The following is a 12044-nucleotide window of genomic DNA, read 5'->3' on the forward strand; positions in this document are numbered from 1 at the left end:
ATGCAAAACATAAGAATTGTAGTATCTACTCTACTCTTTTTTTATTGCCGAAAGAGAGTGCTTGTATACATGTAGCCTAGTCTGATAGGAGGAAAATGTTCATCTACCGCGACGAATCAAAAAGGAGTCCACTGCTAGGCGATGCTCTTCTGTCTCCCAAAACAATCCACACTTCTTAGCCTCTAATTCAAATAATTCAGTACTAGATGCCCCTTTTTCTACTCGTTTTGCTAGCTTCTTGTAGTGACTGATTAGATCCCGAGAAAGCTTCGTATAGGGTTGTAACCAATCATGAAATGGATCATCAAATGATTGATCTTCTTCTCCTAATAAAAAATCTATCATCCCCAACTCCATTCCTTCTCTGGCAGAATACCTTTTTCCGCTTAATAAAATTTTCATAGCAGTTGAAATCCCTACCTTTTTCATCAATCGCACTGCCCCACCCCAACCCGTCGTAATTCCAAGGCGCACTTGAATCATACCGAGTGTCGCATGATCATTTGCAACAACCCAATCACAACTCATTGCGATTTCACACCCACCCCCGACAGCAGGCCCTTCGATCCTCGCAATCGTGAGAACAGGTAACTGGTAAATACGTTCTAAAATTCCTCCCATGCGCTTCATAATCGGCTCTATCTCCGCGCAAGTGTGTAGCTGATGGAACTCTTCTAAATCCCCACCTGAAACAAAAGCGTTTGTATCTCCTCGAAAGATAATGATTTTTATCTGTGAATCTTGCTCCCACTCTAATAATAACTGCTCTAGCTCACTCATCATTTGCTGATTCACAGCATTTCGAACCGTTGGTCGATGAAATTGAACGATGGCAACATCACCCTGTTTATGATATTTTACGGTTTCCATTTCTAAGCATCCTTTCTCTTTTGCTTGCGACTCATGAATGCACTTAGTATAATGTATTTGGTTATACTAGCTAAATCAAGATTATCACGAAACAGCAAACCCATACATAGGAAGGAGTGGGGCTTGTGGATCGCATGTTTAAAGTATTAGGATTCTGGGCATTTATCATCGCTATCATGTTCTTAGCAGGTGGCCATCATTTTCAAATTCCCGCAATCCTATTCTTCGTGCAAGCACTGCTATTTTATATCTTCGGTGCTATGAAACTTACCGAAAAAACCTACATGTACTTGTTTGGCGGTTATATGTTTATCTCTTTCGTCGGCATGGTTTGGTATGCAAACTTTATGATGAAAATGCCTGCTTAACAAGTACTAAGTGGCCAACTAGGAAATTCCATAGTTGGCTTTTTTTGTTTAAAGTGTACATTTCGTTTGTACAAGCACTTGAAATGCTTCTCCCATCCACTGCGGGTGCACTAACTGCTGAATCGCTCGTCTTGCTTTTTCAGTTGAAGAAAATGGATCGGGACTTGGAGACGGCATTAACTCTAAAATCCCCTGTTCGAGTAAAAATTCAGACTGTAACTGATGTGAAATCGTCTCTAACTCGTACGTTTCTCCCCATTGTTTGAGTAAATCAAAATTTACATGCGCCGTCAGGTCCACCTCCCCCACTCGGTCTGGAAGATGGGACACAATCTGGTGCTCACAAAACCCACGAATCGTCCCTTGGTAACGAAAATCGACATAAAGTTCATCCATCGAAACTCCGTAATCAATCGTAAAAATGACTCCCGTATTCATCCATGTAGAAAGCGTTTGTAGCCACTTCTTAGCATAAAGATTCATTTCAACTCGTTGCCCTACCTTAGAGGGAGTCGGAAGCTCCTGAATAGCTTGTGACAACTCTTCCGATGAACAATCCCCTAGTTCCTCTAGCCATCTCCCATCACCCTCCCTGATGTAAACTTCTAGCCACCTCGTTCCATCCCATTCTAGAAGATGAATAGGAAATGCGTCTACTAACTCATTACTCGTTAGAATCGTATAGTCTCCCGGTTGAATCTCTTCTACTTTTTCACACCACTGGATTGAATACGGACTCATCGATTGCAAGCGTTCCTGTTGAATCTTCCTATGCATGCTACTTGTCTCAACTAAATAGATCTCCATCTCATCTGAGGAGACCCCAAATCCAGCCAAAGCTCGGATCATCTGTTCCATGAGACGACCGTCTCCTGATCCCATCTCGACTAACTGCCAGACAGAACCTTTTGACACTTGACTCGATTTCCATTTCTCCACTTCACTTACAAATGCCTTTGCCAACACAGTTCCATAAACATCGCCAACGTGCGCATTGGTATAAAAATCACCTTTTTTTCCTAATTTTATACGATTATGAGAATAATAACCCCACTTAGGATGATAAAGAGATGTATTCATAAATTGTTGATACGAAATGTGCTGATTCGGATGTTCACGGATCAAAGTTACGATCTCTTTTTTTAAACACTCCACTGTACTCACTCTTTTTAGCCTCCTCAAACACACAGAAAAGAGTGAACTTAATTGCCCACTCTCTGTCTAATCTTATTTCATTAATGACCATTACTCAACAGGGCCCATCCACTCTAACATACCGCCCTTTAGATTGTATAAATGGGTATACCCGTGATCTGCTAATACTTCTGCAGCATACACACTACGTACACCACTCCGACAAATCAGAAGGATATTTCGACCCTTAAAATCCGCTAACTCCGCTTGACGTTGCTCCAATTCATCTAAAGGAATATGAAGCGAATCAGGGATGTGCCCTTCTTCATATTCTTCTATCGTCCGAACATCCACCCATACATAATGATCTTTCTCTTCTTGATAACGATTACTTACCTCACTTGCTTCTATATGTTGATAGCCCATAAAATCCTCCTGCTACTTTTTAGGTAAAATTTCATTTACATACACTTCTAATTGTGCCAAATTCAATTCTCCCATGTTTTGTCTCACTACGATTCCTTTTTCATCAATAAAAAAAGTACTTGGAATCGGTCCAACACGGTACAGACGAGTAACATCTTTATCCGGATCTAACCAGACTGGGAAATCGAGATCATACGACTTCATAAAGGAGTGAACGGCTACGTCGCTTTCCCCTACATTTACGGCTACAATTTCAAATCCCTTGTCTCGGTATTTCTTATACACTTGCTTCATCGCTGGCATCTCTGCTTTACAAGGCTCACACCACGTACCCCAAAAGTTTAACATAACGCCTTTTCCCTTTAGATCACTCAGCGACTTTTTTTTACCATCCAGTGTCGTTAAAGTAAAGTTTGGAGCCACATCTCCTCTATCCGGCTGCTTCCCACCACTACTCATCTGATAAATTGTATAACCTACCATCACTATTAAGACTACAAAAATAAGGCGTCGTACCCAGTATCTTGTCTGTTTGTTCATCCCACTCACCTGTTAGTTAGAATCCTTGGAAGCCCGTCCACTTAATAAGATATTGAGTAATCCAAGTCAATTTATCAAAGTAAAGCAACAAACCGAATACAATCATCACATAACCGCCGATTTTCATGATTCGCTCTGAATACTTGAGAATCCAGCGAGTTTTCCCTACGAAGAAGGCCATGATGAAAAATGGAATCGCAAAGCCAACCGTATATAGAGTCGTGTAAAATAGCGCTCTCTCTGGCTCACTCGAAGCCAGACCTAAAACCCCCCCTAAAATAGGACCTAGGCAAGGAGTCCAACCAGCCGAATACCCAAATCCAATCAAAAACGAACTTAGATAGCTAACTCGTTTCGTGGAAATGGTAAGTTTCTTCTCTTTCATCAAAAATTTGGGTTGAAAGATCCCCGCCATAAAAAGCCCCATAACCACCATTAAGATCGCACTTAGCATCCGAATCGTCTCTTTATAGGATACGAATACTTCGCCAATCCAGCTCACCGTAAAACCTAGCGCATAAAAAATCAATGAAAACCCCAACAAAAAGAAGAATGTGTGAGTCATCGTCAAGCGAATCATCTCTTTACTGCGCTCTTCTCCACGAATCTGTGTCACCGAAATCCCTGTTATATACGACAGATAGGATGGATAAAGGGGTAAACAACACGGTGAGATAAATGATAAAAAACCCGCTGCAAAAGCCAACCAAGCTGTTACATTTACGGCTACGTCCACTTCTCTCTCCCCATCTCATAAATCTCTAATTAAGATACTGCTTCTTCAAACGTGCGAATTTTTGTTCGTCAATTGGACCCGGTTGATAGTAAAGAATCTTTCCTTTCGCATCAACCAACACTTGCGTCGGAACCCCGCTAATCTGATATTGTGCAGCAATTCCCTTCTCATTTTGCTTCGGTTGATCTAAATAAATGGGCATCGTAAGCTTGTAATTCATCACAAAGCCCTGTATATCTTCGATGTCATCTCCCGAAGTTAAGTTTAACAGGACGAAATTAACATCATCTCTATGCGCTTGATACATTTTTTGAATATCGGGTGCCTCACTTTTACATGGACCACACCAAGAAGCCCAGAAGTTGATATAAGTAGGCTTCCCGTTAGTTTCATACAACTCTTTCTTCTCACCTTTCAGTGACTGCGTGATGAAATTAGGAGCACAGTTTCCGGGTTTAATCCCAACTGGGCCTTCACATAATGCTTTTTTGGATGTAGTAGGTGAGCCTTGCTCCTTGGACACGGCAAAGTTATAAATCAGCGTCCCGATAATCGCTAACGCAATCAATACCACAATAAAGCGATTCCGTTTTTCCATCTTTACCACCTTTTTTCTACCATTATTCCATGAGAAAAGGGTTACTTTTTCTTTCTCTGTTGATGGTCGTCTTCGGTCCATGACCACTATACACAACCGTATTCCCAGGCAGTTCCATTAACTTCTTTTTGATTGAATCCATCAACGTTCGATGACTCCCGCCATAGAGATCAGTTCGACCAATCGAATCACGAAATAGTGCATCACCACTAAACACATGGACTCCATCGTAAAAACTAATACTTCCTGGCGAATGGCCTGGTGTATATAACACGTCAAATTGAAACCCAGCGAGCTGCAGGGTTTCGCCGCCAACTAATATATGTTCAGCTGGACGAGCCGTTAGCTTTGGCATCATAGGCCATCTCCCGGATCCATTCTTCATCGGATCTCCTAGCCAGTCCTCTTCTTCTTGATGTATGTATACAGGGGCACCCGTATGAGTGCGAACTTCCTCCACACCACCCATGTGATCAAAATGTGCATGAGTGAGCAAAATGGCCTCAATTTCCAACTGTAACTTCTCAATCCTCTGTAGCAGACGATCTGGATTCATTCCTGGATCAAAAACAATTCCTTTTTTTGTCTGCAAATCGTATACAAGATATGCGTTTGTCATAACAGGACCAAGCTCAAACATTTCTACTTTCATAATCGGATCCAACTCCCTCCCCTGACATTGTACTAAAACCATTCTATTTGGCAAAGAGGACAAGACATACTTCTTTTTAATTTGGGCAATCTAATGAACAAAGTTTGTTCGAAAGGATGATCGTTTATGAAAAGAGGAACATGTAAGCTCATTAGCAGTTTCACCATTACAGCTTTATTTATAACGATTGCAACGGGATGTAATCAGAATAACAAGCCACCTTCCAACGATGCCAGTCCGAAGGCTCAAAATATAAGCTATAAGCAAACAGCACCGGACACATCCCTACCGGCTAAACAAAATAGAGCGAAAAACGATTCTGATCACCTCGTTCAATTAGCCAAACAAGTACCTCAAGTAAAAGAAGCAAGTGCCATTGTACTGGGAAAATATGCGGTTGTCGCCATTGATGTAAATCCAAACTTAGACAGTGCCCGGGTTGGTACAGTCAAATATGCAGTGGCACAAGCTCTTCGAGATGATCCGCAAGGAAAATCAGCGCTAGTAACAGCTGATGTGGATTTATTACATCGTATTAAGAAGATGAATGAAGAAATCAGTCAAGGTCGTCCCATAGCCGGTATTATGAGTGAATTAGGAGCCATCGTCGCCCGAATCGCCCCCCAACCTTCAAATGAAGTAAAAAAGCATGAACGTGATGAAACAAAACAAGATCGTAATGATGCCAATCAATCTCCTGCAAGCGATAGAGGGCGCTAAGAGACTCTCTATTTGTTTGACGGTTCATTTGCTGTATACTAGAAGTATCTTGATATGTAAGGAAGTACCTACTATGAAAATCATTTGTATTTTATGCGAACAACGATTCGAGCCAGATCGGCGTCAAAAACATAAATTGCGAAAGCACCCTCACATGATTCAAATTTGCTTTGACTGTCACAGTCGCATTTCCGAACAGGTGGAGGAACGAGAAAAATTATTACCTCCTCCTGAACGAGCCAATACCCGTGTTTTTTCAGGTAAGCGGAATCGTTCGAGATGGAAGAGTGCTAGTAATGTTCTCGACAGCAATTTATCAGCCAAACGGGCAGATAGTATGTAGCACAAAGAAGCCTTCTCTGTTGGAAAGTATCCATGAGAGAAGGCTTTTTTGTTGCACATTTATTCGTTTGTATTATATCGTGGCTCTGCTTGGATTTGTTGGATAAGTAGCTCTGCTTGATCCAGACGGTATGACTTTGTATGTGTGGTGCCCTCTTGCTCGTATGTAACTTGATAGCAGTCCTTCGTTTTTTCAAATGAGAGGCTTTCTACTCCGTGGTCTTCTTTTAGCATGTCTGTGAAAAATTGGACCGTATCTTTAGCAGATCGGTCACTGGAACGGTTTTTGGCTACGATGCTGATTTGGAGCCAGTTGTCTAAGGCATCTTCTAGGCGCATAGTAGGTTCCTCCTTATTTTGCTTCCATTTACTTTTCTAAAGAGTGGAAATTTTGTTAAGGGCTTTTTGGTAGGCCGGATGTATCGGGGCATATATCTGACCACAGCCCAAATAGTAAGCCCACAAGGATGTGAAAAGCAAGTCCGCTTACTAACCTCGCTGTAGTCAGGTACATTGCCCTTTATACATTTTCGGTTCTATAGCTTTATATTGATCAGGAGAAGACAAGCTATCCATTTACACTCCCTACTAAACGGGATTATTGAAGCCTCGATCACTCAATAGCTTGTTTTTCCTAACTCTTTTCTAACTCGTTGTTTTCCCCAATCTAACTCTTCGACTCATTCCTCTTACTAATCGTCAAGCGAACCTTCGTCACCACAATTAACACAACCGTAATCAACAACGCTTGTATCATCGGGAACCCTAATACTTGCATCACAGTAATCACAAAACAACCGATAGCGAGAAACAGATACACCAATAGATTTTTGCGTAGTGATAATCTCGTCGCAAAAGTAGACTGATAAATAATCGCAGTCAAGACGAAGATAATCACATAGAGTGCGGGGAAATGTAAGGTCTTAATCCATTCAAACATAGGTATTCCTCCTAACTCAGTAATTCATTTCGAACGTAAACCATCTCGTCAGCATATTCGTTTTCATCGTCGGCGGGGGTTTCTAGCACAATTGGTAGATGGTCAAACGCACCTGTACGTAGGAAAGCACTCAATGCCTCTGCCCCGATTTCGCCTTTTCCAATTTTTTCGTGACGATCTTTTCTGCTGTTGTAAGGCGCTTTACTGTCATTAAAATGGATTGCGACAAGCGCGTCAAGATAACCTGTCGCTTTCATCTCTTCGATGAGCGCATCTACGGTTTCTTTTTCCCAAGTACCTGCCGCAAATGCATGACATGTATCAAAGCAAAAGCCAATTTTTTCGGGCGCATCTGTCGCATTGCGAATCGCTACTAAATCACGAATCTCAAGACCTAGTTCACTACCTTGACCAGCTGTATTTTCTAGCAATAGTTTAACAGGACCTTCATACTCGCGAAGGATTTCGTTTAAGGTTTCAACCATTCTCTCTGTTCCATACTCCACTCCCTCACCAACATGTTTCCCGCAGTGAACAACAGCTCCAAGTGCCCCATACGCCTCTGCAATAGCTAGATCCTCTCGAATCGAACGAACTGTAACTTCATGTAGGTCTTCCTTCGGAGTAGACAAATTTGTTATATAAGGGGTGTGAGCGATTACGGCGATTCCTTGCTCCGCACAGTATTCGCGGCCCTTTCTTGCATCTGCTTCATCTAATTTCTTCGGGCGTAATCCGCGTGGGTTCTTCGTAAAAACCTGAAAAGATTGTGCACCTAGTACATGTGCTTTTTGAGCCGCTTTTTCAAATCCCTTTGCAACACTTATATGGCAACCAATTTTCATGACTTGTCCTCCTCGTTACAAAAAAAAGCGCCAAAAATGAGGCGCCTTAACCTTTGAACATCATACCATTTTCATTCCTTTTCCCGCAAGGTGGATTGAACCTGCTCCCTTACACCTTGAGCCACCAAGGGATCATTGGTAATCAGAGCATCGACTCCCCATTCAAGTAGGATCTTCTGATAAACAGGATCATCCACCGTATAAGGGCGAACTGCAATTCCCGCTTCGTGGCTGCGTCTTACAATTTCCTCGTCTACAGTGGGGAAAAACGGGTGGATAGCAGAAGCACCTAATTGAATTGCATAATCCCAAGGGTCTATTAGGTTGCATTCATACAGAACTCCCAAAGGGAGATTAGGGCGTATCGAGTGCAAATAATGTAAGCTAAGATGATTAAAGGAAGAGAGAATGACTCGTTTTTGGAAACCGAAACGATCTATCTCTCTCAATACCTTCTCTTCCAAGTTCGGATATCGAATAATATTGTTTTTCAGCTCAATATTGAGCCATAACGATGTAGGTTCTAATAATTCTAGTACCTCTGCTAGCGTTGGCACACGCTCTTGAACAAAATGAGGAGAGAACCAAGATCCAGCACTATACATGCGAATCTCTCCTAGTGTCAGATCTTTAACCCAGCCTGTACCATCTGTCGTACGATCGATCGTCTCATCGTGTATGACCACGATCTCACCATCACTTGTCAGATGAACGTCCAACTCAATCCCATCAGCACCAACCTGAATCGCTTCTTGGAAAGCGGCCATTGTATTTTCGGGAGCAATCTTTGAAAACCCCCGATGAGCATAAATCTCTGTCTTCTTCACAACGTCTCCTCCCATCGATTCCCTATAATCCCATTTGCAGTGCTAGATGGATCAGTGTCCTTGTCCCTGCCCCTGTAGCTCCCTTTCGATAAATTCCAGAATCTTTCGGGGAGAAGGCAGAACCGGCTATATCGAGATGAACCCAAGGCGTATCCTCTACAAAATGCTGTAAGAACACCCCCCCTTGAATCGCTCCAGCAGCGCGCCCTCCCTCATTTTTGACATCTGCAATATCACTATGCAAGTAATGGTCATATTCTTCCTCTAATGGGAATTTCCAAACCGGTTCACCTGCAAGTCCCGCAGCTACGGACACATCTTGTAACAACGTATCATCGTTTCCCAGCATCAGTGCTTTCTCACGACCTAAACAAACCACTGCCGCTCCTGTCAACGTTGCAATATCGACTAACTTAGTCGCGCCAAGTTTCCTTACATAAGCGAGGCCATCTGCTAGGATTAACCTGCCCTCTGCATCAGTATGAGTCACTTCGATCGTCTTTCCACTCATCGCCTTAATCACATCGCCTGGGCGATAAGCGTGCGAGCCCGTCATATTTTCACACGATACAATAACTGCGACTACATTGCAATGAGGCTTTAGCGTGCCAATCGCATCCATCGCTGCCAATACCGCAGCCGCTCCACTCATATCCGACTTCATCTGCTCCATACCCTCATGTGGCTTTATTTGGAGACCACCGCAATCAAACGTAACCCCTTTGCCGACAAGCCCGAGTACCTCCTCGTCATCGGGTGCACCTTGATAACGTAACATAATGAGTTTAGGCGGCTCTGCACTTCCTTTGGCCACAGCAAGAAAGGCATGTGCATTCAATTCTTCCAAACGATCTTTATCTACTATATCAATCTCTAAGCCACAACGCTTGGCTATCTCGTCTGCATAGCTAGCCAATACCGTTGGCGTCAAATAATTAGCAGGCTCATGACACCAAGTACATGCCTTCTTACTGGCTTCTGCAAAGACTTTCCCTCGTTCCATCCCTGCTTCAATCGATGTCTTGCTAAGCGTTTGCTCGGAGAATACCACTTTTTGAATCCATGTATTACGGCCTTTTTGTTTGTAGTTAGGCAATTCATAGCACCCTAACTCCACACCTTCTACTACTGCTTGCACTAAATCTGCGGAACCAAAATATTTCTCTAAAAACTCTGGCACACTAACAGCAAGTTCCTTTACCCCACTCTGCTGTGCTTTTCGCGCACCAATTGCGATGCATTGCCGAAACCTCTGAGGACTCCACTTCTTCTCGTTGCCCATCCCCACCAAAACGATCTTCTGTGCTGCAATTTCGCCTCGTGTATGTAACAACATACATTCTTCAAAGCAACCTGTAAACTCCTCAGAATCCATCAGTTGAGAAAGGTAGTGATTTAATCGTAAATCAATCAACTTCCCTTCCTTCGATAAATGAAGAGTGTCGGTGACGAATAAGATAATAGCATCTACTGCTACTTGACTTAGGGCTTTCGAAGTACGATTCCATTCCATACACATCCCCACTCTCTCCATAAAAAAATAACGTGCACCTATACAGGCTACACGTTATTTTTCGACATCAATTACCCGAACCCTTTTATTGAAATATTCAATAAGATACCTTGTCTATAAGGCCTCTAACATAATCATCTCTCGACGTAATTCTACTAGGCGTTTTTTACTCTCTTGCATCTTCTGCGAGCAGTTTTCCATCATGGCTTCATGGAGAAGAGCCAATTCATAGTCAAGTTCTAGGCGTAAAACAGGTATGCGCTCCTCTGGCCCCTGGCACTTAAACGCTTTTAATACCTCTTCCATCATTACCTGCACCCCTTTTGTAGGTGATTTATTTATTCATTTCACAGATGTTGGAAAAGTTGAGCTTGGTTTCAGGATGCCCGCATAGCTCTGAGAATAAACATTTCCACAACTCAATTCAATTTCGATTGATTCTATCCATGAGTGGCATAGTTTGCATATTTCATGTGAAAAAGACAAGGCATATGCAATAGGAAATTCATTAAATCTCACTATTTTTTTCACAATTACAAGTAATACAACTTTCATGTATCTAAACATAATCCGGTAAAATCATTGGTACGGTCTTCAAATCAGGTTACAATAAAGAGAAAATCAAGTAGATTAAGGTGATTTCATGACAACCAAAATGCAAATACCTGTATTCACCGAATCTGATTTCTCTGTATTTCAGATCCCCGGATTAGAAAATCGCATGGAAGCATTACAAAAAACGATTCGCCCTAAGTTTGAGGCGTTTGGTCAAATCATGGCACAGAATCTCACAGCTAGGTTAGGTGATGAGGTATTTGTCCACATAGCGAAACACGCTCGTAGAACGGTAAATCCGCCTGATGAAACGTGGGTGGCATGGGCTACTAACAAACGCGGGTACAAAGCACACCCCCATTTTCAACTAGGTTTGTGCGAGACACATCTGTTTGCATGGTTCGCGTTAATTTATGAATGTGATAAAAAGCAACCTTTTGCCCGTAAGTTACAGAACCATCTACCACTCTGGAAACAAATCCCGAAGAATTTCTATGTTAGTGAGGATCATACGAAGCAGGATGTGATCCCGGTGCAAGAGATTTCGGAAACTCGAATTGTAGAGATCTTAGATCGTTTATCGAAGGTGAAAAAGGCAGAGTTTTTATGTGGGTTAGTGATTCCAGCTGAGGAAGTAGGTACGTTATCGGGGGAACAGATTTTAGGGAAATTAGAGGAGACTTTTGAGAAGCTGGTTCCGTTGTATCGATTTGCCTGTCAGGCTTAGGGATAGATTAACTTAGGCCTATTGTTATGGAGATGGCTCGGGGCAATATATCTGACCACAACTCGCTAAACATCGCAGTGGCCAGACACATTGCCCCTATTCCATTGTCATTTGCTGGTGTGTTTGTGTCGTGTGAATTTATTACGACAAGAGGTTTATCTATCTTTGCCACCTACATAGCAAAGTAGATAAGCCTCATTATTGTTGATATCAAAATACTTCCCTTCTATTACGAAACCATTTTTGTTATA

Annotated in this window: 17 protein-coding genes; 4 read left to right on the forward strand and 13 right to left on the reverse strand. The window is 42.3% G+C overall.

Features of this window, described 5'->3' with window-relative positions; translation table 11 throughout:
* Window positions 1–99: 99 nt before the first annotated feature.
* A complete protein-coding gene (locus BLU58_RS06535; protein WP_093291416.1) occupies window positions 100–870 on the reverse strand; it encodes an enoyl-CoA hydratase/isomerase family protein in 771 nt (256 codons plus the stop codon).
* 134 nt (window positions 871–1004) lie between these two features.
* On the opposite strand from BLU58_RS06535, the gene BLU58_RS06540 reads away from it, so the two are divergent.
* Window positions 1005–1238 (forward strand): DUF2626 family protein, encoded by a 234-nt coding sequence (locus BLU58_RS06540; protein ID WP_243649399.1) that lies wholly within the window; start codon window positions 1005–1007, stop codon window positions 1236–1238.
* Between the two features lie 48 nt (window positions 1239–1286).
* On the opposite strand, the gene BLU58_RS06545 is transcribed toward BLU58_RS06540, so the two are convergent.
* From BLU58_RS06545 to BLU58_RS06570, 6 genes are all read right to left on the reverse strand, one after another.
* Entirely contained in the window at window positions 1287–2402 is a 1116-nt protein-coding gene (locus tag BLU58_RS06545) for a class I SAM-dependent methyltransferase (RefSeq protein ID WP_093291418.1), read from the reverse strand.
* 81 nt (window positions 2403–2483) lie between these two features.
* Window positions 2484–2798 (reverse strand): rhodanese-like domain-containing protein, encoded by a 315-nt coding sequence (locus BLU58_RS06550; RefSeq protein WP_093291419.1) that lies wholly within the window; start codon window positions 2796–2798, stop codon window positions 2484–2486.
* A gap of 12 nt (window positions 2799–2810) precedes the next feature.
* Window positions 2811–3338, reverse strand: coding sequence for a thiol-disulfide oxidoreductase ResA (gene resA, locus BLU58_RS06555; protein WP_093291420.1), 528 nt, complete (start codon window positions 3336–3338; stop codon window positions 2811–2813).
* Between the two features lie 16 nt (window positions 3339–3354).
* Window positions 3355–4074: a cytochrome c biogenesis CcdA family protein gene (locus BLU58_RS06560; RefSeq protein WP_093291421.1), complete on the reverse strand. Its 720-nt coding sequence runs from the start codon at window positions 4072–4074 to the stop codon at window positions 3355–3357.
* A 25-nt stretch (window positions 4075–4099) separates the two neighbouring features.
* Window positions 4100–4672 carry a TlpA family protein disulfide reductase gene (locus tag BLU58_RS06565; protein ID WP_176786532.1) on the reverse strand — a complete coding sequence of 191 codons (573 nt, stop codon included), beginning with the start codon at window positions 4670–4672 and terminating at the stop codon, window positions 4100–4102.
* A 22-nt stretch (window positions 4673–4694) separates the two neighbouring features.
* Window positions 4695–5324, reverse strand: a complete 630-nt coding sequence (locus tag BLU58_RS06570; protein WP_093291463.1) for an MBL fold metallo-hydrolase — start codon at window positions 5322–5324, stop codon at window positions 4695–4697.
* A gap of 126 nt (window positions 5325–5450) precedes the next feature.
* Between BLU58_RS06570 and BLU58_RS06575 the strand changes: the two genes are divergently transcribed.
* Both BLU58_RS06575 and BLU58_RS06580 read left to right on the forward strand, forming a co-directional pair.
* Window positions 5451–6044 (forward strand): YhcN/YlaJ family sporulation lipoprotein, encoded by a 594-nt coding sequence (locus BLU58_RS06575; RefSeq protein WP_093291423.1) that lies wholly within the window; start codon window positions 5451–5453, stop codon window positions 6042–6044.
* Window positions 6045–6117: 73 nt separating this feature from the next.
* A complete protein-coding gene (locus BLU58_RS06580; RefSeq protein WP_093291424.1) occupies window positions 6118–6387 on the forward strand; it encodes a DUF2197 domain-containing protein in 270 nt (89 codons plus the stop codon).
* Between the two features lie 59 nt (window positions 6388–6446).
* Here BLU58_RS06580 and BLU58_RS06585 read toward each other — a convergent pair whose 3' ends face one another.
* The 6 genes from BLU58_RS06585 to BLU58_RS06610 all read right to left on the reverse strand — a co-directional run bounded on the left by BLU58_RS06585 (window position 6447) and on the right by BLU58_RS06610 (window position 10820).
* Window positions 6447–6725, reverse strand: coding sequence for a hypothetical protein (locus tag BLU58_RS06585; protein WP_093291425.1), 279 nt, complete (start codon window positions 6723–6725; stop codon window positions 6447–6449).
* Window positions 6726–7053: 328 nt separating this feature from the next.
* Window positions 7054–7326: a YlaH-like family protein gene (locus BLU58_RS06590; protein ID WP_093291426.1), complete on the reverse strand. Its 273-nt coding sequence runs from the start codon at window positions 7324–7326 to the stop codon at window positions 7054–7056.
* Window positions 7327–7337: 11 nt separating this feature from the next.
* Entirely contained in the window at window positions 7338–8171 is an 834-nt protein-coding gene (locus BLU58_RS06595; protein WP_093291427.1) for a deoxyribonuclease IV, read from the reverse strand.
* Window positions 8172–8242: 71 nt separating this feature from the next.
* Window positions 8243–8998 carry a glycerophosphodiester phosphodiesterase gene (locus BLU58_RS06600; RefSeq protein ID WP_255404630.1) on the reverse strand — a complete coding sequence of 252 codons (756 nt, stop codon included), beginning with the start codon at window positions 8996–8998 and terminating at the stop codon, window positions 8243–8245.
* 22 nt (window positions 8999–9020) lie between these two features.
* Entirely contained in the window at window positions 9021–10511 is a 1491-nt protein-coding gene (locus tag BLU58_RS06605; protein ID WP_176786533.1) for a leucyl aminopeptidase, read from the reverse strand.
* 114 nt (window positions 10512–10625) lie between these two features.
* Complete coding sequence (locus BLU58_RS06610) at window positions 10626–10820, reverse strand: hypothetical protein (protein ID WP_255404631.1); 195 nt, start codon at window positions 10818–10820, stop codon at window positions 10626–10628.
* A gap of 334 nt (window positions 10821–11154) precedes the next feature.
* On the opposite strand from BLU58_RS06610, the gene BLU58_RS06615 reads away from it, so the two are divergent.
* On the forward strand, window positions 11155–11793 hold the full coding sequence (locus BLU58_RS06615; RefSeq protein ID WP_255404632.1) for a YktB family protein: 639 nt from the start codon (window positions 11155–11157) through the stop codon (window positions 11791–11793).
* Window positions 11794–12044: the final 251 nt, after the last annotated feature.

The sequence above is a fragment of the Thermoactinomyces sp. DSM 45892 genome (assembly GCF_900107305.1).
Classification (GTDB): Bacteria; Bacillota; Bacilli; order Thermoactinomycetales; family Thermoactinomycetaceae; genus Baia.